Here is a 21,684-nt window from a genome sequence, read left to right as displayed (position 1 = left end):
ATTGAATGCAGCCACCGCAGGAACCTGCTCCTGCGGTGGCGCACGACAAAGGGGACCGGATGCAGCCCGAGCAAGTAAGTGACGAGCAAGTCGTTGCAAGCGCTACAGACATTCTCACTCGCCGTTACGGCGGTGAGCAGTCGTTGTTTGAGGTTGAACGCCTTAATGGCTCCGGTCCCTCGATCGTGTTGAGGGCTCGTGTTAAAACGAACCCGTTTTTCCAGCAGCGCTCAGTCATCATTAAGCAGGCGCCGCCAACGGAGTCTGTCTTCGAAGAGGCGGCGTACCTTCGAGAGGTTGTCGCGTACCAATTCGCCACTTCCTTAAGTGAAAAGACCAGGCCTGGCCCTGCGTTGTTGGGCTACGACACGCAGCAACGCATCATTATCATCACCGACTCCGGTGATGGGGAAACTCTCGCAGAAGCGCTTGAGACTGCAAGCGAAGAGGACCACATCGCACTGTTGCGCAGCCTGGGCACAGCACTTGGCCGAATGCATGCAGGTACTGCCGATGAAGAGGAAGCGTTTAACGTCTTACTGCATCGGATGACGCGTTCACGGCCCAACGCTGCACCGCTGCAACGTTTGAGGGACCGGTTGCTGTCCCATCGGATCAGAGTTGGCTTGCGGATCATGCGTGAGGCCGGAATTGAGATTCCTCAAGAGGTGGTTCTCACCGCTCGTAACATCGAGCGCCGGCTGCTGCGTGGCGGTATGCGTGCTTTTACGCCGTTTGACCTGGCACCAGATAACGTCATTCGGTCTGGGAACTCGTTTCACTTTCTTGATTATGAATCAGCGGGCTTTCGGGATGTTTCATTCGATGTTGCCTACGTAGTTGCGCGGTTCCCGGTGTATTTGGCTTCGCAGCCGTTTAACGAGGAAGCGACCAAGGCGTTCGTCGATGCGTGGCGGATACAGGTCTCTGACCTTTGGCCAGGAGTGCAGCATCCTGATACGTTGCAGGCGCGCATCACGGGTGCACTGGTGGGGTGGGCGCTTAGTAGCGTCGCCATGTTGGAACCGAAGCCTATGGCCGCGTTGTTGCAGGATGATCCGACATTTGAGAAAGAGCTTGAAGCTGCTGGTCTTTCGGCAGGTGATATTCAGGATTTTGATCTTGTAGATGGGGTAGCCGAAGCCATTGGCGACGACGCCGAAGAGAATGCTGGCGTTGTGCTTCGACCGCGAGGTGGAGAACCATTGACCGAAGATGAGCTTCTCGTGCGGCGTGATTTGCGCGAGACGTTCGAGTCGTTGGCAGCTTATGCGGGTAGCGGTAAAGACCCCGCATACGTTGTCGTTGCTGAGTTCGCGTCCGAGGTCGCAAGGCGGTTGCGTTAAGGCAATGGGCCAAGAAGAACTTTTCGCGGCTGCTTCTAGCAACGACGTTCCCGGTGCAGCATCGGGAAATAGGGGTACCTCATTTTTTGAAGCTGGCTCGACAGCACCGCTGGCCGCACGGATGCGCCCCCAGTCCCTAGATGAGGTAGCGGGGCAGAAGCATTTGCTCAGCGAGGGAAAGCCGCTGCGTCGGCTCATCGAAGGCTCTGGTGCAGCATCGGTGATTTTGTATGGTCCGCCTGGGACAGGTAAGACCACGATTGCATCGTTAATCGCAAAAACGATGGGGCAGAACTTTGTGGCGTTGTCCGCGCTGTCTTCCGGCGTGAAAGAAGTCCGCGCGGTTATCGACGAGGCGCGGCGTGACCTCATCCGCAGTGAGAAAACCGTGCTCTTTATCGACGAGGTCCACAGGTTTTCTAAAACGCAGCAGGATGCGCTGCTTGCGGCCGTCGAAAATCGCACAGTGTTGCTGGTTGCCGCCACGACGGAGAACCCGAGTTTTAGCGTTGTTGCTCCGTTGTTGTCGCGCTCGCTGCTGCTCAAGCTCGAGTCGCTTAGCGACGAAGACCTTGGCGGAGTCATCGACCGCGCATTGGCAGATGAGCGGGGGTTGCAGGGGCAGGTTTTGCTTGACGACGAAGCCCGCGCACAACTCATTCTGCTCGCTGGAGGCGATGCGCGTCGGGCGCTGACGTACCTCGAAGCTGCCGCTGAAGCTGTTTCTGGCGGTGGCACGATCACGCTGGAGATTGTGCGTGAAAACGTCAATCGTGCGATTGTTCGCTACGACCGCGATGGCGATCAGCATTACGACGTGGTCAGCGCCTTTATCAAGTCGATCCGCGGGTCTGATGTCGATGCAGCGCTGCATTATCTGGCGCGAATGATCGAGGCCGGGGAGGACCCCAGGTTTATCGCACGACGTCTGGTCATTCACGCTTCGGAAGATATTGGTATGGCAGATCCGACTGCGTTGCAGACTGCTACCGCTGCGGCGAATGCAGTGCAGTTTGTCGGCCTGCCAGAAGGGCGTCTTGCGCTAGCACAGGCGACAATTCACCTGGCTACGGCGCCGAAGTCGCCTGCCGTCATTAAGGCCATCGATCGTGCTTTAGCGGACGTGCGTGAGGGGCATGTGCCTCCAGTGCCGGCCCATTTGCGCGATGGCCACTATGAGGGCGCAAAACAGATGGGCAATGCGGTTGGATATGTCTACCCGCATGACGACCCGCGGGGAGTGGTCGAGCAGCAATATATCCCGGATGGGCTGGAAGAAGCGGTGTATTACGAGCCGACGGAACACGGCGCGGAGCGCCGAATTAGCGAGTTTATTGGTCGGTTACGCCGGCTTGTTCGCGGGCGGTAGCCCAACTGTAGAGGAGTCGCGGGTAAAGTAAGCGCGGAAAAACTCCGGAGCAGTTGAAAGGACACCGAAGCGTGCAAACCCATGAGATCCGAGAGCGGTTTACCAACCATTTCGTTGAGGCCGGGCACACCCCGGTACCGAGCGCCTCGCTGATTCTCGACGATCCGACGCTGCTGTTCGTCAACGCAGGAATGGTGCCGTTTAAGCCGTACTTCTTGGGCGATCAGACCCCAGACTTTGCCAACGGCACGGCGACTTCGATTCAGAAATGCGTGCGTACCCTCGATATCGAGGAAGTGGGTATCACCACCCGCCACAACACGTTCTTCCAGATGGCTGGCAACTTTTCGTTTGGTCAGTACTTCAAGGAAGGCGCCATTACTCACGCGTGGAACCTGTTGACGGGTGCTGTTGCTGACGGTGGCTATGGCCTTGATCCGGAGCGTCTCTGGGTTACGGTCTTCCTTGACGACGACGAGGCGGCCGCAATCTGGCGTGACAAGGTTGGCGTTCCGGACGAGCGTATTCAGCGCATGGGCATGGAGGATAACTTCTGGTCCATGGGTATCCCCGGTCCGTGTGGCCCTTGCTCTGAGATCTACTACGACCGGGGTCCGGAGTACGGCAAGGAAGGCGGCCCAATCGCCGACGACAACCGCTACATGGAGATCTGGAACCTCGTGTTCATGGAGTCCATTCGCGGCGAAGGCGACAAGAAGGGCAACTTCGAGATCGTCGGCGAGCTGCCACAGAAGAACATCGATACCGGTCTTGGCATTGAGCGTGTGGCCTGCATCCTGCAGGAAGTAGACAACGTCTACGAGACGGACCTTCTGCGTCCAGTCATCGATGCAGCCGTGGAGCTCACCGGTTCGAAGTACGACGGCGGCAACAAGGAAGACGATATCCGCTTCCGCGTGATCGCTGACCACGCCCGTACCGGCATGATGATCATCCTCGACGGTGTTACCCCGTCGAATGAGGGCCGCGGCTACATCCTGCGCCGTCTGCTGCGTCGCATCATCCGTTCCGCGCGTCTGTTGGGTGCGACGAAGCCGGTTATGGAGACGTTCATGAACACCATCATGGACACCATGACGCCGTCCTTCCCCGAGATTGCGGACAACCGCGAGCGCATTTTGCGTGTTGCTGTGGCGGAGGAGAAAGCGTTTTCCAAGACACTGGAGTCCGGCACGTCGCGTTTCGACGAAGCCGCAACCGCTGTGAAGGCTTCGGGTGCTGCTGTCCTGCCGGGTGATCAGGCCTTTGAGCTGCATGACACCTACGGCTTCCCGATCGACCTGACGGTCGAGATGGCGCGCGAGGCCGGCCTGGACGTCGATATGGATGCCTTTAACGCTGCGATGCAGGAACAGCGAGAGCGCGCGAAGGCCGACAACAAGGCGAAGAAGCACCGCAACGTTGACGAGTCGCTGTACCGCGAATGGGTTGACAACAACCCGACGGAATTCGTCGGCTACGAGCAGTTGGTTCACGACGGCACGGTCATTGGCCTCGTGCGCGACGGTGAGAAAGTTGGCGAGGTTTCCCAGGGCGACGAGGTCGAGGTCATCCTCGACGTCACCCCGATGTATGCCGAATCTGGTGGTCAGATGGCCGACCGTGGCCGCTTGATCATGGGGGACACGATCCTCAACGTCAACGACGTGCAGCGCGTGGGCAAGAAACTGTGGCTGCACAAGGCGACGGTCCAAAACGGTGGACTGGATCTCGGCTCGACGGTCACGGCTGAGGTTGACGGTGCGTGGCGCCACGGTGCCCGTCAGGCGCACTCCGCAACGCACCTTATTCACGCTGCGCTGCGTGAGGTGCTCGGCCCCACAGCAGTCCAGGCTGGTTCCTTGAACAAGCCGGGTTACCTGCGCTTCGACTTCAACTACACCGAGGCGCTGACCGAGGCGCAACTGCAGGAGATTGCGACGATCACGAATCAGGCTGTCGACGCAGACTTTGCTGTCAACACCATTGAGACCACGCTGGACAAGGCGAAGGCCATGGGTGCGATGGCGCTGTTCGGCGAAAGCTACGGCGACGTTGTCCGCGTCGTGGAGATCGGCGGACCGTTCTCCGTCGAGCTTTGTGGCGGTACCCACGTGGAGCACGCCTCTCAGATCGGCCCTGTCGCCGTGCTTGGCGAGTCCTCGGTCGGTTCCGGAGCCCGCCGTATCGAGGCGTACTCCGGTATGGATTCCTTCAAGTACCTGTCGAAGGAGGCAGCGCTGGCTTCTGGCCTGGCTGCGGAGTTCAAGACGCCGATGGAAGATCTTCCGGACCGTATTGCCCAGCTTGCTGAGCGACTGCGTGCGGCTGAAAAGGAAATCGAGAACCTGCACCGTCAGCAGCTGTTGGCTTCCACTGCAAGCCTTGCGGAGGAAGCAGAGACCATCGGCGCGCGTCGCCTCGTCGCAAAGCAGCTGCCCGACGGGATCAACACGGGTGATCTGCGCACGATTGTTTCTGACCTGCGTGGCAAGTTGCAGTCCGAGGATGCGCTGATCGTGCTGACCTCGAAGGTTGGCGACAAGGTTTCTCTGGCGGTTGCAGCAACAAAGGCTGCAGTGGAAGACGGCATCAAGTCGGGCGATGTGGTCAAGGTGCTTGGCGAGTACGTCGATGGCAAGGGTGGCGGAAAGCCTGACCTTGCGCAGGGCTCTGGTGCGAAGCCCGAAGGCATTCCTGCTGCTTTGTCCGCTGTGCGTGACTGGCTTCGCCGGGACTAAGCCTCGCGTTCGCGGACAAACTCGACGCTGACACGCCGAATGCGCGTCCGACGAGACGCACAGCTAACGGCTAGGTTGAGACCAGGCCAGCAGACACGGAAAGGAGCAGCGATGAAGGTGGAGCCAGATCGCCCTGGGGTCGACGACCCCGGTGCGGGACGCCGACTTGGCATTGATGTCGGCACTGTGCGCATTGGCGTTGCCCGCTCCGACCGGGATGCCCGCCTGGCAACACCGGTCGAAACGATTGACCGTGTGACCGGCTTCAAGGACCGCGATGGGCAAGATATCGAGCGGATATTGGAACTCATCGCTGAGAATGAAGCAGTCGAAGTCATTGTGGGGCTTCCTCGTGATCTGCAAGGCAATGGATCAAAAAGCGTGAAACATGCGAAGGAAATCGCATTCCGTATTCGCCGGCGTAGCGATGTGCCGGTGCGGATGGCGGATGAGCGTCTCACCACAGTTGCTGCGACGCATTCATTGCGGATGTCTGGTGTGAATGAGAAAGCAGGCCGTGCGGTCATTGATCAAGCAGCTGCTGTAGAGATTTTGCAATCGTGGCTTGACGGCCGACTGAACTACCTCAAGGAGAACTAACCGTGTCTACCCGTGAAGCCGCACGCCGGCGTACCCGAGGCACCGCGGTGCTAGTCGCATCCATTTTGCTCATCATTGGCCTTGTCGCTTGGATTGCCGTCTTGCGCAACCTTTCGGGTTCGGCAGACTTTGAGGGTGCAGGCAACGGTGAGGAACAGGTCGTTCAAATCAAGGAGGGATCGAGCCTGTCAGCGCTCGGCCCCGAGCTTGAAGAGCGCGGCATTGTTGCCAGCGACGGTGCTTTCCAAACAGCGGCAGCGAATAACCCTGATGCGGGAAACATTCAGCCCGGCTTCTACAGATTGCAGGGCAAAATGAGCGCGAAGTCAGCGGTTGAGGCACTCCTTGATCCCGCGCAGCGCATCACCCCTCTGCAGGTTTACGGAGGTGCGACGTTGATGGATATCAACGTCGTTGGCGGCCAGACTCGGTTCGGTATTTTCTCGATGATCCAGTCGGCTACCTGTGGCGAGGAGGTAACACCGGATTGTGTCAACGCGGAGAAGCTGAACAACGCTGCGGCGAACAGTGATCCTGAGAAGCTCGGTGTGCCGGAGTGGGCTCGTGAAACGGTTGCTGCCCGTGCTGGCGACGCGAAGCGTTTGGAGGGCCTCATTGCCCCTGGTGAGTACATCATCGACCCGCACGCGAGCGCCGAGGATATTCTTTCGGATCTGGTGACGCGCTCTGCGAAGCAGTATGACGCAACTGACATTGTCAACCGCGCGCAAGCGATTGGCTTGAGCCCGTACGAGTTGCTTGTCGCTGCGTCCTTGGTTGAGCGTGAGGCGCCGGCCGGAGAGTTTGACAAGGTCGCTCGCGTCATCTTGAACCGTCTCGATGAGCCGATGCGACTGGAATTCGACTCCACGGTGAACTACGGGTTGCCGAGCGTTGAGGTTGCAACCACAGATGAAGACCGCAAGCGGGTTACTCCGTGGAACACGTACGCAATGGATGGCCTGCCGCAAACGCCGATTGCATCTCCGTCCATTGAGGCGATCGATGCAGTAGAGCACCCAGCTGACGGCAACTGGCTGTTCTTTGTCACCGTGGACAAGGACGGCACAACCATCTTCAACGACACGTTCGAGCAGCACCTCAATGACACGCAGCGCGCGATCGAGTCGGGCATCCTGGACTCGCAGCGTTAGTTATGGAGTCGTCGCGCAGCATGAACTCAGCCAAACCTGTGTCGGGGACTGTGACGAATCGGGCAGCGGTCCTCGGTTCACCGATCGAGCACTCCTTATCGCCGGTTCTTCACAATGCGGGTTACGAGGCGGCGGGCCTCACTGGGTGGCATTACTCGCGCCAACAGTGTGTTGCGGATGATTTGGCTGATCTCGTCTCCAACGCTGATCCGAGTTTCCGGGGCTTTTCTGTAACCATGCCGTGCAAGTTTGCCGCTCTCGCGGTGGCGGATGAAGTCACTGACAGGGCACGTGAGATCGGCTCCGCAAACACGCTGACGCGTATCGACGACAACCGTTGGCGCGCCGACAACACTGACTGCGAGGGCGTGATTGCTGCCATTGGGGAGCTACTTGGTCCCGATTCCCCGGTTCACGCCGTTATCGTTGGCGCGGGCGGTACAGCGCGCGCAGTCATGTGGGCCTTGCGGCATATCGGAGTCCGTGAGGTAACCGTGGTCAACCGCACTGACCGCAGCGGGGAGTACACAGACCTTGCTGCGGGGATGGTGCTTAACTTCGTGGATTTCGAGGCACCTCTAGCGGACATTACGTCCGCATCGGACCTCGTCATTTCGACTGTCCCCGCCGGGGCAGCTGACTACGTGGCATCCGATCTTGCACACGCCCCGGTGTTTGACGTGATCTACGACCCGTGGCCCACGCGGCTCGCCGTAGAGGCTGCAGCGAACGGCTACCGCACCGTTGGTGGACTGTCGATGCTTGCCGGACAGGCGTACGCTCAGTTCGAGCAATTCACCGGTGTGGACGCACCGCGACAGGCGATGCGCGACGCGCTGATGCGGCACGCGAACTCGTAAGAAGCAGCTCGCTTGCCAGAGCGGTTCGAAGTACTCAACTTCGGTACGCTGTCCATATGGAATTCGGGGGAGTGTTGGGGGCCACTGTTGCTGCCTGCTGGACAGCGGCCCTGATGGTGTTTGATGTTGCGTTTCGGCGTCTGCCGAATGCGCTGACAGTGCCGCCGGCCATTGTGGCGCTGATTGCTTGCCTTCTCGCGCCATTTCTTGGCGAGGCGACGTTGCTGTGGGCACTGCTGTGGCCGGGGCTGTATCTGTTTTCGCCTCAGGGGGTCGGTGGTGGGGACGTTAAGTTGGCGCTGCCGCTGGCGATGGTGTGTGTGATCTCCGGAAAACTGCCGGCGGTACTCGTTGCGATTAGTGTGTCCGGCCTGCTCACAGTCTTAATGGCGTGGTTAAGTCGCAGCCGAACCGTCGCACATGGTCCATCGATGCTTGCCACAACGTGGCTCGTCGTAATGTATTTCGGGGTATAAGCACATCTATCGCAGCTGCTTGTGCGAGAATGTCGCCATGCTTCGTTGGACTACAGCCGGTGAATCGCACGGCCAGGCCCTCGTAGCCCTCGTTGAGGGCATGCCTTCTGGGGTGCCGGTATTGAAAGAAGAAATTGCTCATCAGCTCGCTCGTCGCCGTCTCGGTTATGGCCGTGGCGCGCGAATGAAGTTTGAGGCGGATGAGCTCACTTTGCTGACGGGCGTCGTGCACGGCTCATCTATCGGTAGCCCGGTGGCTATCCAGATTGGCAACACCGAGTGGCCGAAGTGGACCACGATCATGTCTGCTGAGCCGGTTGATGCCTCTGACCCTGAGGTGGCAAAAGAGTTGAGCTCTGGTCGCGGTGCGTCGTTGACCCGTCCGCGTCCGGGGCACGCCGATTTCGCCGGCATGATCAAATACGGTTTCGGTTCTGCACGTCCTGTGCTTGAGCGTTCCTCTGCACGAGAGACTGCTGCCCGCGTAGCAGCCGGTACGGTTGCCCGTAGCTACCTGCGTGAGGTTCTCGGGGTTGAGGTGTTTTCCCATGTGGTGTCGATTGGGGAGTCGGTGCCGTACGCAGGAGAATCGCCAAGTTTCGGAGATATCGAGGCAATTGATGCTTCCCCTGTTCGTGCGTTTAACAAGGACGCCGAGGCGGACATGGTCGCGTGCATTGAGGCTGCGAAGAAGTCGGGCGACACGCTCGGCGGGATCGTTGAGGTCATTGTGGATGGGCTGCCGATCGGCCTTGGCTCCCACATTTCTGGCGAACGACGCTTGGATGCGCAGTTGGCAGGCGCGCTGATGGGTATCCAGTCGGTGAAAGGCGTCGAAATCGGCGACGGTTTCGAGGAGGCGCGTCGCCGTGGATCGCAGGCGCACGATGAAATCGAGCGCACCGAAGATGGTGTGCGGAGGCTGACCAACCGTGCAGGTGGTATCGAAGGTGGCATGACGAATGGGGAGCAGTTGCGCGTTCGCGCTGCGATGAAGCCCATCTCGACTGTCCCTCGTGCCTTGAAGACGGTTGATATGAGCACCGGCGACGCTGCCACGGGGATTCACCAACGCTCCGATGTCTGTGCCGTGCCCGCTGGTGGTGTCGTTGCAGAGGCAATGGTTGCGCTTGTTCTGGCACAGGCTGTCTCTGAGAAATTCGGGGGAGACACGATTGAGGAGGTGAAGCGCAACGTAGAGTCGTACAAGGAGTACGTCGCGCAACGTCTTGCGTTTGATCAAGGTGGGGGTGCCGATGACTGAGCTCACTGATTTGCAGGCAGTAGAGGCATGCAACGAGGAGACAACGGGTACAACTCCGGCGACGGTTCATACGGCTCCTCGCGTGGTGCTCGTCGGTATGCCGGGGTCGGGTAAGTCAACGATTGGTCGTCGAATAGCTAGCGCGCTGAACCTGCCGATCGTGGATTCGGATCTGCTCATCGAGCAGGCTGAAGGCAAAGCATGTGGCGAGGTGTACGCCGAGTTGGGTGAGGATGCCTTCCGTGAGCTCGAAGTCGGGTTTGTGGCACGTGCTCTGGCCACCGGTGGGGTAGTGAGCCTCGGGGGCGGTGCGATCGTGACCGAGGAAGTGCGACAGCTGCTGCAGCGCCACACTGTTGTTTGGATCGATGTCAGCGCGGAAGAGGGTATTCGCCGCACAGCACAGGATTCCACTCGACCAGTGCTTGACAGTGATAATCGCGAGCAGCGTTACCGCGACCTCATGGATCAACGTGAACCGCTGTACCGCGAAGTGGCCACGTTCCGCGTCCGCACGGACGCGCGGCCACCGCAGCGTGTTGTCGCAGAGATTTTGGGTTTCATCGACGGCGAGTAGTTTCCGTCAGGCTTCAGTTCTGTCAAGCGAAGGAGCAAACAATGGCAGTGGTATCCGTCACGGGCCCAAGTCCGTACGACATTCATATTGGCAGCAATAACCTTGACGCCGTAGCAGGTCACCTTGCGGATTCCGGCGCACGCCGTGTGCTGGTGGTCCACCAGGAACCGTTGCGTGCCGTTGCTGAGGACCTTGAGCACATGCTTGAGCAAGCGGGCCTGGCGCCGGTCTTGGCATGTGTTCCCGATGCGGAGGCTGGAAAGGATCTTCCGGTGCTTTCCCACTTGTGGGACGTGTTAGGGGAGCACGGGTTCTCGCGCCAGGACGCCGTTGTCGGTTTGGGTGGCGGCGCTGTGACAGATCTTGCCGGTTTCGCCGCGGCCACGTGGATGCGCGGCATCAAGGTTGTGCATGTGCCGACGACATTGCTCGCCATGGTTGATGCGGCAGTCGGCGGCAAGACTGGCATCAACACGACGGCAGGCAAAAATCTCGTCGGTGCGTTCCACGAGCCGAATGCGGTGTTTATTGATCTCGCTCGTATTGCAACGCTGCCTGAGCAAGAGGTTGTTTCAGGTTCTGCTGAGTTGGTAAAGACGGGCTTTATTGCGGACCCGCGGATTTTGGAGCTCTACCAGGAGGGCCCAGAGCATCACTGGGCGGAGCTTGTCGAGCGCTCTGTCAGCGTAAAAGCCAAGGTCGTGGGGGAGGACCTCAAGGAAGCTGGGCTGCGCGAGATTCTTAACTATGGCCACACTCTGGGCCATGCGATCGAACGTCGCGAGCATTACACGTGGCGCCACGGCAATGCCGTCGGGGTGGGCATGATGTTTGTGGCACACCTTGCTCATGCGCGCGGGCTTATCGACGATGACCTGGTCGCCCTCCACGAGACCGTCATCAGTGGTGCGGGACTTCCCACGCGCTACGAGGCCGGTGCGTTTGAAGAGTTGCATGAGGCGATGCTTCTGGACAAGAAGAACCGCGACGGCAAGATCCGATTTGTCGTCCTGGACGGCCTTGGGTCCTGCACTCGCCTGGAGGACGCAACTGTGGAAGAGATGCGCGCGGCGTACGCAAAGATTTCGGAGTAGAACATGAAAATCTTGGTACTCAATGGTCCGAACCTCAATCGACTCGGCAAACGCCAACCGGAGGTGTATGGGACGGTCACGCTGGCGGACGTCGAAAAGCAATTGCACGATCACGCAGCCGATCTTGGGGTTGAAGTGGAGTGCCGCCAGTCCAACTACGAGGGCCAACTCATTGACTGGGTGCATGAAGCAGCCGATAACACTTGGCCGGTGATCATTAACCCGGGTGGTTTTACCCATACCTCGGTTGCGCTTCGTGATGCACTGGTAGAACTAAATGATCACCAAGGTTTTATTGAGGTGCATATTTCGAACGTGCACGCGCGCGAGTCGTTCAGGCACCATTCGTACCTCTCGCCAATCGCCGTAGGCGTGATCGCGGGGTTGGGTACGGAAGGCTACCGGCTCGCGTTGGACTACTTCGCAAGGAGGAAATGATGGCATTGGCCGATACTCGTTTTGAAACTCGTCGGAGGAAACTCTCGTCGCAACTTGCGGCACAGCGTATCGACGACATGCTGGTCACCCATTTGACCCACGTGCGTTACCTGTCTGGTTTCTCCGGCTCGAACGGCGCGCTTCTGGTGTCGAAAGACCGTACTGCGAAGATCGCAACCGACGGTCGTTACACCACCCAGATTGCTGAAGAGGTCCCGGATATCAAGGCGACGATTGCTCGCGCGACAGCAACCGAGTTGTTGTCGCAGGTTACCGAAGGCCACCGTGTGGGCTATGAGGCCGATTTCGTTTCCGTTGCGGAGCTCAAGCGCCTCGAGGATGCATGCCCGGAGGGCGTAACCCTTGTGCCGGTTTCTGGCGTGATTGAAGGGATCCGCTTGTTTAAGGACAACCTTGAACTCACCCGTCTGACTGAGGCTGCCGAGCTGGCCACACAGGCGTTGGAGGAACTCGTCGCCGCAGGAGAATTGCGAGCAGGCCGTTCTGAGCGTGACATTGCCGCTGACCTTGAGTACCGCATGCGTCGACTTGGTGCAGAACGCCCAAGTTTTGACACGATTGTCGCCTCCGGCCCGAACGCCTCGAAGCCACACCATCAGGCCGGCGACCGTCTTATCGCCGAAGGCGATTTGGTGACCATTGATTACGGTATGCACCGCCTCGGGTTCAACTCCGATATGACCCGTACGTTTGCTATCGGGGAAATCGGTCAGTTGGAGCGCGAGATTTACGAAGTGACGCTTGCATCCCAGCTTGCTGGCGTGAAGGCAGCCACGGCGGGAACGGCACTTGTGGATGTAGACAAGGCCTGCCGCGACGTTATTGAAGAGGCAGGCTTCGGCGAGTACTTCGTTCACTCCACTGGCCACGGTGTCGGCCTGGACGTGCATGAAGCCCCGTCTGCCGCACAGACCGGCAAGGGAGACCTAAAGGAAGGTATGACCCTGACCATTGAGCCGGGGATCTACATTCCGGGCAAGACCGGTGTGCGTATCGAGGACACGTTGATCATCACATCAGGGAAGCCACGGATTATCACCAAGTACCCGAAGGAATTGACGGTGCTGTAGCATTGCTGTGTTTGTACACGTTCCGAAACAATTACGAGGAAGGTACCACCCATGGCAACTACCGCCGATTTTAAGAACGGTCTTGTGCTGAAGGTCGATGGCAAACTGCAGCAGATCGTTGAGTTCCAGCATGTCAAGCCCGGTAAGGGACCGGCATTCGTGCGCACCAAGCTTAAGGATGTCGTCTCCGGAAAGACCGTGGAGAAGACGTGGAACGCAGGTGTGAAGGTGGAGACCGCGACGGTTGATCGTCGCGATATGACCTACCTGTACAACGACGGCACGAGCTACGTTGTCATGGACGACAAGACCTTCGAGCAGTTCGAGCTGCCGGCCGACAAGTTCGGCGATGCAGCACGCTTCCTGCTGGAGAACATGCATGTTCAGGTTTCTTTCCACGAGGGTGAAGCACTTTTCGCTGAGCTTCCGATCTCTGTGGACCTCAAGATCGAGCACACCGAGCCGGGTCTGCAGGGCGACCGTTCCACCGGTGGTACCAAGCCGGCAACGCTGGAGACTGGTGCTGAGATCCAGGTTCCGCTGTTCCTGGAAACCGGCAACGTGGTCAAGGTTGACACGCGTACTGGCGAGTACCTCTCTCGCGTGAACAACTAATGCTCGACTACAAACGTCATGGCGCCCGTTACCGGGCGCGCCGTCGTGCGGTAGACATGCTGTTCGAGGCGGAGACACGGGATATCGATCCCGTTGCCATCGTTGAGGACCGCACTGAGCTTTCGCGGAATCCGTTGAACGCAGTTGCGCCGGTTGCTGACTACACTCGCGAGATTGTCGCAGGCGCTGCTGAAAAGCTCGACGATTTGGATGACGCGATCGAGCGCTCACTCAGCGAGGACTGGGAGCTGTTTCGCTTGCCAGCCGTCGACCGTCAGATCCTGCGTGTGGCCGCCTGGGAGATTTTGTTTAACGACGAAGTCGATGCGCCAATCTCGATCAAGGAAGCTGTCGAGATGGCTTCTGAGTACTCGGGCGCCAAGGCTGCGCCTTACATCAACGCTGTGTTGGATCGGATTGCATCGTCCGTTGATCCGAATTCGCCGTTCTTCGTGTCGCCTGATAGCGAAGAAGACGCCGAAGATACCGACCAGTCCGCAGACCAGGACGGTGGCGTAGGCGTGGCGGAAACGTCGGAGGATGACGCCTCCGAGTAATCCAACTCGCTCAAACCCAGATAGGCCGTTGCCAGCAGGTTTTCCTCATTAGGGAATGAACCTGCTGGCAACGGTTTTGTTTTTCTTCGGTTCTTCCTCGGCTGTGCCCAGACACCTGTAAGGTTACTAACGACAATCATTTTCAGTAACCTTAAGGAGCGGCCATGCCCCGCCGTACTACTTCCGCTATGGGCGATCTAAAAGACGTGCATCCTCGGAAGAGCTTTGTGGCGCTGTTATCCGCGGTAGCGCTCACGGTGCTGTGTGCACCGTTGTCGTGGAGTGAAGCCTCACAGCCGGTTGTGCGAACCCAAACACACGTCGACTCACCCCACGCTGTGTGGGAGGATGGAACGTTTCGCCTCATGTCCAATAGTGCGGGCTACCTGCCCATTGAGGACACCGTGAACTGGGTGAGTAGGGGACGCGTGGACGGCGGCCTAGGCGCCTACGCCTGGCGTGTTCCCGACGATCCCCGATTCGATTTCCTCGACCCGTACGACGAGCAACTGATGTACTTCGGTGGGCCCGCGCACGGTTTCCCTAAGAACACCATGCCGATTTGGGCAGGTTTCGGAGCGGCCGCTGACTTGCCGACAGAGGATTTCCGTGCGGCTTCCTTCAATATGGAGATCGTCGATTTCCACGGTCCCGGAAAGATGGAGTTGTTTAACTACAGCGACGAGGTCTATCCGCTTAACCGGCTCTGGTCGTCCCACGATCCAGGTTTCCGTGCAACGTGGGTCAACGCCGGTACCCACACTCACAACTCGACGACCTTCACTCGACCGGGGCGCTATGAGGTGACGTATCGGGCGACAGCCCGTCTCAAAGACGGTTCCTTTATCCATTCGGAACCCCAGACACTCGTGTGGCAGGTCGGCGGTACGAACCCGGCTGACCGCACAATCAACGATTTGCCCCGAGCCTATAGTCAGGCAAACACGTCGGGGACAGGTTCCCCAACGTTCCAGATGCGCCCTGCACAAGGAGAGACCAAGGGCGCACAGGAGGGGATCCTGACCAATTTGGCGTTTGATACCGGTAACCCGAAAGATGCTGGGCATGTCGTGTTCCTTATCAACGGCTTCTACCTTGCGGAACGGGAAGTAGTCGACGGCAAGGCCTCGTGGGATGAGATGATCGGCGAAGAGTTTTCCGACTTCCAGGCGGTCTACATTCCTGTATCTGGATCGCCGTCGCCACGTTGGATTTCTGCGCCGTTGACGTTTAGGACTGGGGCGGTGGCGTCGTCGACAAGCGAGCGCGCTGAGGAGCTTCCAACCCCGCAGATGGATGACATCGCGCCTTTTGAAACCGAGCCGTTCAACATCACCAGTCCAGATGTCGTGGTGTCTACGGGAGAGGTCTACGGCGAGGACGACCGCAACATCGACATCACGGTGCGCCCAGCTGATGATCGCACCACGCTTCGTGTCTCCGGTGGTTTCTACCGCATCGACGGTGACCCGTTGACTGAATTGCCAGAACACGCTATCGCCGATTGCGAAATTGAATTCACCTCAGCACCTGGCACCCGAACCAGCAAACAACTCGTTGACGGTTGCCGCCGTCCTGGGCATCAATTGATCTTCAAGATTGTGCCCGAAGCGCGATCGAACGCCACTGACGCAGCTTTGTTTAACCACCTGCAGGAGGCTGATTACTCGCCGATTCCCGAGACCACAGTGACGTTGGGTGAAGCACCTGCAACGCCACCTGCAGCGCCGACTGCAACCTCTGAAGCGCCGTCGCCGCAGCCGTCTTCACCGGCGCCTTCACCGGCGCCTTCGGCGGAACCCTCACCATCGTCGACGCCCACTCCAGCGCAGGAGAAAGTGCTCAACCTGCACTCCGGGCACGTCGATATTGCACCGCTCTACGAATCAGGCACACTTCACCTGCGCGTGAAAGACGAGACGAATCTTTACGACAAGGGTGCGGTGTGGCGCTCGCCATCCAGCGTTGCTTTCACCGTGCCGAAACAGGTCGGGACAGTGCTGGATGACGATATCGAAGGCTTCGCAAAAGCAGGGGAGGTCGCATATATTCTCCCAGAAACACAGCGCCGTGGAGTTGTCTGGCCTGGCTTAAGCACAGAACATGCTTTCGGTGAGACAGGGAAGAACTACACCTTCACGCTGACACCTGTATCTGCACCACGGGGCGGTAACTGGATCGCGTTTCGCGGTGATCAGACAGATCCGAGCATGCGTCTTGCAGGCAACGACGCAACCCGTGCGTACACCACCGACGGTCCAGAACACATGCATGTTTCCTGGGCCTTTAATAAGCCAGGCAGCTATGAAATCGGAGTGTCCGTCGCCGAGGTAGGAGGATCCACATCAAAGCAGGAAATTCTGCGGTTCGAGGTAGCAGCCGACGGGGAGTTCGTTCCGCCGACGGTGCCCGACACGACCGGGCCCGACACGACGGTCGCGACAACGGCACCGGCACCAACGCCGGCACAGACAACGGCACCAACGGCAGCACCGACTACGTCTGCCCAGGCGACGACCCTGCCGTCCTCAGAACCTCCAGCTGAGACTACGCCGGTCGAGATCACCACAGGCCATGTTGATTTTGGCCCAAAGGTTATCGACGGCAAGACTGGCTTCTTCGTCCACGAAGGAAGTACCCATCACATTCCCGAATCGGTTGCACTGCGTGTGTTCGATGCTCGAAAGATCACAGTCGATCAACGCACTGCACAGGTTGCAACGAATGTCGGATTCCTCCAGGAAGGTGACACGGTGTATCACCTTCCGCTCGGGCAGCTTCACGACGCCGTCTGGCCCGGGTGGGACACGATGAAAGTAGCGGAGACTTACCCAGATGGTGTCAACATTGAAGTGCGCCCGAAAACTGCGCCAACAGGTGGACGTTGGTGGGCGGGGCACCTGCCAACTATCGGCGTGCCGCCTGCGACGTTGGCCGATGATTCCCAAACGCACACCATCACGGGAGTCACACCGGGCAATTTCCACGTGCACGCAGACTGGATCTTTACGCAGCCCGGCGTCTATGACATTGAGATGCGTACCGTTTCGCTTAGCGGCGAACCTGTGACGGAATGGTCAACGGTGACGTATCTCGTTGGCGATGACACGCAGATTTCCAGCAGGAACGACGTGCCTCAGGCGTCGCCATCGGCCAGCGGCTCGACATCGGCCAGCGGCTCGACATCGGCCAGTGGCTTGCCAACGCCTACCAGCCCAACGAGCACTGTGCGAGAGAGTCAACAGGCAACCGCTCGGCCAACTGTGTCTGCGACGGTGACTGCGTCCGCGTCACGGACTTCGGCATCATCAACGGGCTCGAAACAGAAAACCCCTACGAGCCTCACGACCCCCACGACGCAGCGGTCGCGTGCAAACTCGGTGGTTGCGCAAGGCGCAGCCGTCGGCAGCACACAGAAGGTGGCGCGGGGGACCGGAGAAGGTACCGCGCAAAGCCCTCGTGTCTCTGATGAACAACGAGGAGGTTCGCTGGCCTCGACGGGAGCTGAAGTCCGCAATGCTCTCGGCTTGGCAATCGCGTGCCTCATCGTTGGAGGCGTTTTGATGAGCAGGCGTAAATAGGGGAGAAGGGCGACCTAAGCGGTGAGAAAACCGCTTAGCTCTCCTCGGTATCGTTCTGCGCTGCGCTTGCTTCCTCAGCGGTGCGCTTGATCTCGCCCACCAGCACCTGCATGGCATCTTGGGTTTCCAACACACCAGCAACAGCGGCCTTGAGCGAGGACGCGAGTTGCTCGTCGCTTAGCCCTGCGCCGATCGCGATTTCCGATTCGGTGCGCACAACGATCGTCTCGGTGCGGTTGACCACGAGCGCACGCGCGTCGAGGTACGAGCTGTTGACCTGGTTTGCGGCCAGGTACAAGGTGGCATCGGGCGTGTCGGACGGGGTGTCGGTAACCGAGTCCGCACGCAGGATCAACACTGAGTCCAACAGGACAAACAGCAGGTTGAATCCCTTGTAATGGGCGTGGCCTGCGCGGCCAGACGGGTCGTCGGAAACTTCGATGCCCTGCTTCGCCATCGTTTCGATGACGCGGTCGATGGTTACTTGAGTTGCGGTGCTCACTGCTGCGGTTCCTCCCAGTTCACGACGGTCGGGAAAGTGGTTTTGAGGTAGTCGAATGCCTGAAGCGTGGCGTCGATAGACGTCACAATGAAAGAGCCGAGCTGGTTGAATGAGGCTCCATCGGCGATGTTCATCGAGCGAATGGCGCTCACAGCCAGGTTGTCCTCACCGCGTTCGAAGAAACGCAGGGTCGGTGCAAAATGCGTCTGGTTGTGCTCGTTGCAGGCAAACAGCACCTGCGATGCGCTATCGCGGGGAAACTCGCCACGCCACAGGGCCTCGAAGATGAGGTGATCGCCGTCGAGGGCAATGACGATTGCTGCGTTGATAAAACCAGAGCGCACGGCTTGATCTTCGACGCGGTATTCAAGATTTTCTTCCTCAAAAATCGCGGCGATTGCTTCGGTAGTCACCGGTTCCGGAACGTTGCGTTCTGGGTGCTCGTTGGGCTGGATGGCTTCAGTCTCTTCTGTAGTCACACTTGCGAGAATACCCATCTGGGTGAAACTCCTCGCGATGGCGCGGTGCTGGTGCTAATGTGAAGCGCAGTCTCCGAGACTTCACACGGCCCCGATAGGCGGGACCGCGTCGATATTTCCTTTAAATGCCGCACAGAGAGGCGGGGAAGGAGGTTCGATGAGTGGAAACGAACGGTCGACGGTTGAGCTGCTGAACGCTCAGGACGTCGGTCGCACTGTTGCACGCATCGCGCACCAGATCATCGAGAAGACAACGCTGGACGACAGCGACGGACCGCAGGTCATTCTGCTGGGGATCCCGTCCGGTGGTGTTCCGTTAGCGCAGCGTATTGCGGAAGCGGTTGAAGAATTTTCAGGCGTGAGCGTGCCAGTAGGCAGTCTCGACGTCACTTTGTACCGCGACGATCTCCGCGACAAGCCACATCGGGCACTGCGCCCAACCCACATTCCGGTCGACATCGACGGGGCAATTGTCGTGCTTGTCGACGATGTCTTGTACTCCGGCCGAACCATTCGCGCCGCCCTTGATTCGCTGCGCGACATCGGTAGGCCAGCCGCGATCCAGCTCGCAGTGCTGGTCGATCGTGGCCACCGGGAGCTGCCAATCCGCGCGGATTACGTAGGCAAGAACATCCCCACATCTAAGGACGAAGATGTCACTGTCGCGATCGCCCAGCTCGACGGTGAAGATCGCGTGACCCTGGAACGGGAGGCGTAAATGAGGCACCTCATCGATATTGCAGATCTCAGCCGCGAAGAGATCATCGAGCTGATGGATGAAGCGGACCGCTTCCGGGAAGCTCTGGATGGTCGTGAGATCAAGAAGCTTCCGACCCTGCGCGGCCGCACTGTGATGACGTTGTTCTACGAGAACTCGACGCGTACCCGCTCGTCGTTTGAGACAGCGGGCAAGTGGATGAGCGCCGATGTGATCAATCTGTCTGCGTCTTCATCTTCGGTGAAGAAGGGTGAATCGCTCAAAGACACCGCTGCAACTTTGGAGGCAATCGGTGCAGACGCGATCATCATGCGCCACCCTGCTTCGGGTGCTGCACAGCTTCTGGCCAAGTGGTTGCCGAATACAAGCATCGTGAACGCAGGTGACGGCCAGCACCAGCACCCGACACAGGCTTTGCTGGATGCGGTGACCATGCGCCAGCACATTGGCGATGTCGCTGGAAAGCGCGTCCTGATCGTCGGCGATATTTTGCACTCCCGTGTTGCTCGCTCCAACGTGGATCTACTGCACATCTTGGGCGCAGAGGTTGTGTTGGTTGCGCCGCCGACGCTGCTGCCTACCGGTGTGGAGTTCTGGCCGGCACGTGTCTCGTATGACTTCGATGCCGAGATTGAGCACGCAGATGTCGTGATGATGCTGCGCGTGCAGGCCGAGCGCATGAACGGCGGGTTCTTCCCGTCGCACCGCGAGTACGCCACCTTGTACGGCTTGAGCGTTGACCGAGCCGACCGCATGAAGGATTCGGCGTTGATCATGCACCCGGGTCCGATGCTGCGTGGCATGGAAATTAACTACGACGTGGCCGATCGCGACAATGCTGTCGTTCTCGGCCAGGTCTCTAACGGCGTGTACACCCGCATGGCCGTGTTGTTCACACTGCTCGCCGGCACTGGCGGCGAAGAAGGAGCGATCAAGTGACCAAGCTTGCACTCAACAACGTTCGTCCATATGGCGAGGACGTGACCAGCATTCTCATTGATGTGGAAGACGGTGTCATCGACTCCATTGGGGACAACCCGTTTGACGATGCTGATGAAACCATCGACTGCGGTGGCAACGTGTTGTTGCCTGGTCTCGTCGATATGCACGTGCACCTGCGTGAGCCGGGCCGCGAGGACACCGAAACCATCGCTACCGGCTCGGATGCTGCCGCCAAGGGAGGCTTCACCGCTGTATTCACCATGGCGAATACCAACCCGGTGATCGACCAGCCGTTCCTCGCCGAGGCGGTCTGGGAGAAGGGCCAGACGTACGGTAAGTGCGATGTCTACCCGGTGGGCTCGATTACCAAGGGACTCGAGGGCAAGACGCTCACCGAGATCGGTCTGATGGCCCGCAGCGGTGTGCGCATGTTTTCCGACGATGGCAAGTGCGTCAACGACCCGCAGCTCATGCGCCGCGCTATCGAATACGCCAAGGCACACGACGTGATTCTCGCCCAGCATGCGGAAGATCACCGCATGACCGAGGGCGCTGTCGCCCACGAAGGCGAGCAGGCAGCGCGCCTGGGGCTTCGCGGTTGGCCACGTGTCGCGGAGGAATCCATCGTCGCACGCGACGCCATCATGACTCGTGACTACGGTGGTCGTTACCACCTCTGCCACGCGTCGACCGAAGGCACGGTCGAGCTGCTTCGCTTCGCCAAAGCACAGGGCATCAACGTTACGGCAGAGGTCACCCCGCACCACCTGCTGCTTACCGACGAAATGCTGTCCACCTACGACGGCCTGTTCCGCGTCAACCCTCCACTGCGCGAAAAGCGCGACGCTGAAGCGCTCAAGCAAGCGCTTCTCGACGGCACCGTGGACGTCATCGCCACCGACCACGCTCCTCACGGATCTGAAGACAAGTGCGTGGAGTTCGAGCACGCCAAGCCAGGCATGCTCGGCCTAGAAACGTCCATGGCGATCGTGCACCGAGTCTTCGTCGAATCGGGTCTTGCTGACTGGCGCTTCGTGGCCAAGGTCATGAGCGAGCGCCCTGCCGAAATTCTGCGGCTTGAGGACCAGGGCCGTCCGATCGCGGTTGGCGAGCCAGCAAACCTCACCTTGATTGATCCACAGGACACCTGGACCGCAAAGGGCAAGGATATGGCGTCGAAGGCGTCGAACACTCCCTACGAAGGCATCGAATTTAACGCACGCGTAGTTGGCACCTGGCTGCGCGGCACCCAAACCTACTCTGCAAAGAAGGCCTAAACC

General features: G+C 59.2%; 20 protein-coding genes. 18 read left to right on the top strand and 2 right to left on the bottom strand.

Annotation, left to right across the window (positions count from 1 at the left end; all coding sequences use genetic code 11):
* The first annotated feature begins 59 nt into the window (after positions 1-59).
* From CCOY_RS07010 to CCOY_RS06940, 15 genes are all read left to right on the top strand, one after another.
* Positions 60-1,346: a phosphotransferase gene (locus tag CCOY_RS07010; RefSeq protein ID WP_083279517.1), complete on the top strand. Its 1,287-nt coding sequence runs from the start codon at positions 60-62 to the stop codon at positions 1,344-1,346.
* A 4-nt stretch (positions 1,347-1,350) separates the two neighbouring features.
* On the top strand, positions 1,351-2,715 hold the full coding sequence (locus CCOY_RS07005) for a replication-associated recombination protein A (RefSeq protein ID WP_070451351.1): 1,365 nt from the start codon (positions 1,351-1,353) through the stop codon (positions 2,713-2,715).
* Positions 2,716-2,786: 71 nt separating this feature from the next.
* Complete coding sequence (gene alaS / locus CCOY_RS07000) at positions 2,787-5,456, top strand: alanine--tRNA ligase (RefSeq protein WP_092102687.1); 2,670 nt, start codon at positions 2,787-2,789, stop codon at positions 5,454-5,456.
* A 111-nt stretch (positions 5,457-5,567) separates the two neighbouring features.
* The gene (gene ruvX / locus CCOY_RS06995) at positions 5,568-6,056 is read left to right on the top strand and encodes a Holliday junction resolvase RuvX (RefSeq protein ID WP_070423088.1); all 489 of its coding nucleotides are present in this window, start codon (positions 5,568-5,570) and stop codon (positions 6,054-6,056) included.
* A gap of 2 nt (positions 6,057-6,058) precedes the next feature.
* On the top strand, positions 6,059-7,210 hold the full coding sequence (gene mltG / locus CCOY_RS06990; RefSeq protein WP_092102685.1) for an endolytic transglycosylase MltG: 1,152 nt from the start codon (positions 6,059-6,061) through the stop codon (positions 7,208-7,210).
* A 20-nt stretch (positions 7,211-7,230) separates the two neighbouring features.
* Positions 7,231-8,070: a shikimate dehydrogenase gene (locus tag CCOY_RS06985; protein WP_092103110.1), complete on the top strand. Its 840-nt coding sequence runs from the start codon at positions 7,231-7,233 to the stop codon at positions 8,068-8,070.
* 56 nt (positions 8,071-8,126) lie between these two features.
* Positions 8,127-8,546: a prepilin peptidase gene (locus CCOY_RS06980; RefSeq protein WP_092102682.1), complete on the top strand. Its 420-nt coding sequence runs from the start codon at positions 8,127-8,129 to the stop codon at positions 8,544-8,546.
* A gap of 37 nt (positions 8,547-8,583) precedes the next feature.
* Complete coding sequence (aroC, locus tag CCOY_RS06975; protein WP_092103107.1) at positions 8,584-9,810, top strand: chorismate synthase; 1,227 nt, start codon at positions 8,584-8,586, stop codon at positions 9,808-9,810.
* On the top strand, positions 9,803-10,387 hold the full coding sequence (locus tag CCOY_RS06970) for a shikimate kinase (RefSeq protein WP_092102679.1): 585 nt from the start codon (positions 9,803-9,805) through the stop codon (positions 10,385-10,387). The genes aroC and CCOY_RS06970 overlap by 8 nt, the downstream gene beginning before the upstream one ends.
* Before the next feature lie 41 nt (positions 10,388-10,428).
* Positions 10,429-11,481, top strand: a complete 1,053-nt coding sequence (aroB, locus tag CCOY_RS06965) for a 3-dehydroquinate synthase (RefSeq protein ID WP_092102676.1) — start codon at positions 10,429-10,431, stop codon at positions 11,479-11,481.
* A gap of 3 nt (positions 11,482-11,484) precedes the next feature.
* Positions 11,485-11,919, top strand: a complete 435-nt coding sequence (gene aroQ, locus CCOY_RS06960) for a type II 3-dehydroquinate dehydratase (RefSeq protein ID WP_070423092.1) — start codon at positions 11,485-11,487, stop codon at positions 11,917-11,919.
* Positions 11,919-13,010 carry an aminopeptidase P family protein gene (locus tag CCOY_RS06955; protein WP_070451367.1) on the top strand — a complete coding sequence of 364 codons (1,092 nt, stop codon included), beginning with the start codon at positions 11,919-11,921 and terminating at the stop codon, positions 13,008-13,010. Before aroQ ends, CCOY_RS06955 begins: the two co-directional genes overlap by 1 nt.
* Before the next feature lie 51 nt (positions 13,011-13,061).
* The gene (gene efp, locus CCOY_RS06950) at positions 13,062-13,625 is read left to right on the top strand and encodes an elongation factor P (RefSeq protein WP_070451369.1); all 564 of its coding nucleotides are present in this window, start codon (positions 13,062-13,064) and stop codon (positions 13,623-13,625) included.
* On the top strand, positions 13,625-14,182 hold the full coding sequence (gene nusB / locus CCOY_RS06945; protein ID WP_070451371.1) for a transcription antitermination factor NusB: 558 nt from the start codon (positions 13,625-13,627) through the stop codon (positions 14,180-14,182). Before efp ends, nusB begins: the two co-directional genes overlap by 1 nt.
* Before the next feature lie 164 nt (positions 14,183-14,346).
* Positions 14,347-17,763, top strand: a complete 3,417-nt coding sequence (locus CCOY_RS06940) for a choice-of-anchor M domain-containing protein (protein ID WP_425284117.1) — start codon at positions 14,347-14,349, stop codon at positions 17,761-17,763.
* A 34-nt stretch (positions 17,764-17,797) separates the two neighbouring features.
* On the opposite strand, the gene CCOY_RS06935 is transcribed toward CCOY_RS06940, so the two are convergent.
* Complete coding sequence (locus tag CCOY_RS06935) at positions 17,798-18,265, bottom strand: YbjN domain-containing protein (protein WP_070451375.1); 468 nt, start codon at positions 18,263-18,265, stop codon at positions 17,798-17,800.
* Positions 18,262-18,744: a YbjN domain-containing protein gene (locus CCOY_RS06930; RefSeq protein WP_224212667.1), complete on the bottom strand. Its 483-nt coding sequence runs from the start codon at positions 18,742-18,744 to the stop codon at positions 18,262-18,264. The genes CCOY_RS06935 and CCOY_RS06930 overlap by 4 nt, the downstream gene beginning before the upstream one ends.
* 157 nt (positions 18,745-18,901) lie before the next feature.
* On the opposite strand from CCOY_RS06930, the gene pyrR reads away from it, so the two are divergent.
* The 3 genes from pyrR to CCOY_RS06915 are packed head-to-tail and all read left to right on the top strand — an operon-like array spanning position 18,902 to position 21,681.
* A complete protein-coding gene (gene pyrR / locus CCOY_RS06925; RefSeq protein WP_070423098.1) occupies positions 18,902-19,462 on the top strand; it encodes a bifunctional pyr operon transcriptional regulator/uracil phosphoribosyltransferase PyrR in 561 nt (186 codons plus the stop codon).
* The gene (locus CCOY_RS06920; protein ID WP_070423099.1) at positions 19,463-20,401 is read left to right on the top strand and encodes an aspartate carbamoyltransferase catalytic subunit; all 939 of its coding nucleotides are present in this window, start codon (positions 19,463-19,465) and stop codon (positions 20,399-20,401) included. It abuts the gene before it with no gap.
* Complete coding sequence (locus tag CCOY_RS06915; RefSeq protein WP_070451380.1) at positions 20,398-21,681, top strand: dihydroorotase; 1,284 nt, start codon at positions 20,398-20,400, stop codon at positions 21,679-21,681. The genes CCOY_RS06920 and CCOY_RS06915 overlap by 4 nt, the downstream gene beginning before the upstream one ends.
* The last annotated feature ends 3 nt before the right edge of the window (positions 21,682-21,684 follow it).

Origin of the sequence: Corynebacterium coyleae, from assembly GCF_030408635.1 — a bacterium.
GTDB lineage: Bacteria > Actinomycetota > Actinomycetes > Mycobacteriales > Mycobacteriaceae > Corynebacterium > Corynebacterium coyleae.
The sequence above is the reverse complement of the archived record's forward strand: the minus strand, read 5'-3'. Positions and strand labels throughout refer to the sequence as shown.

Bases quoted from the DNA above. Each gene is read 5' to 3' on its own strand.
- CCOY_RS07010 (WP_083279517.1), top strand. From the start codon at position 60: ATGCAGCCCGAGCAAGTAAGTGACGAGCAAGTCGTTGCAAGCGCTACA.
- CCOY_RS07005 (WP_070451351.1), top strand. From the start codon at position 1,351: ATGGGCCAAGAAGAACTTTTCGCGGCTGCTTCTAGCAACGACGTTCCC.
- ruvX (WP_070423088.1), top strand. From the start codon at position 5,568: ATGAAGGTGGAGCCAGATCGCCCTGGGGTCGACGACCCCGGTGCGGGA.
- CCOY_RS06985 (WP_092103110.1), top strand. From the start codon at position 7,231: ATGAACTCAGCCAAACCTGTGTCGGGGACTGTGACGAATCGGGCAGCG.
- CCOY_RS06980 (WP_092102682.1), top strand. From the start codon at position 8,127: ATGGAATTCGGGGGAGTGTTGGGGGCCACTGTTGCTGCCTGCTGGACA.
- aroC (WP_092103107.1), top strand. From the start codon at position 8,584: ATGCTTCGTTGGACTACAGCCGGTGAATCGCACGGCCAGGCCCTCGTA.
- CCOY_RS06970 (WP_092102679.1), top strand. From the start codon at position 9,803: ATGACTGAGCTCACTGATTTGCAGGCAGTAGAGGCATGCAACGAGGAG.
- aroB (WP_092102676.1), top strand. From the start codon at position 10,429: ATGGCAGTGGTATCCGTCACGGGCCCAAGTCCGTACGACATTCATATT.
- aroQ (WP_070423092.1), top strand. From the start codon at position 11,485: ATGAAAATCTTGGTACTCAATGGTCCGAACCTCAATCGACTCGGCAAA.
- CCOY_RS06955 (WP_070451367.1), top strand. From the start codon at position 11,919: ATGGCATTGGCCGATACTCGTTTTGAAACTCGTCGGAGGAAACTCTCG.
- efp (WP_070451369.1), top strand. From the start codon at position 13,062: ATGGCAACTACCGCCGATTTTAAGAACGGTCTTGTGCTGAAGGTCGAT.
- nusB (WP_070451371.1), top strand. From the start codon at position 13,625: ATGCTCGACTACAAACGTCATGGCGCCCGTTACCGGGCGCGCCGTCGT.
- CCOY_RS06940 (WP_425284117.1), top strand. From the start codon at position 14,347: ATGCCCCGCCGTACTACTTCCGCTATGGGCGATCTAAAAGACGTGCAT.
- pyrR (WP_070423098.1), top strand. From the start codon at position 18,902: ATGAGTGGAAACGAACGGTCGACGGTTGAGCTGCTGAACGCTCAGGAC.
- CCOY_RS06920 (WP_070423099.1), top strand. From the start codon at position 19,463: ATGAGGCACCTCATCGATATTGCAGATCTCAGCCGCGAAGAGATCATC.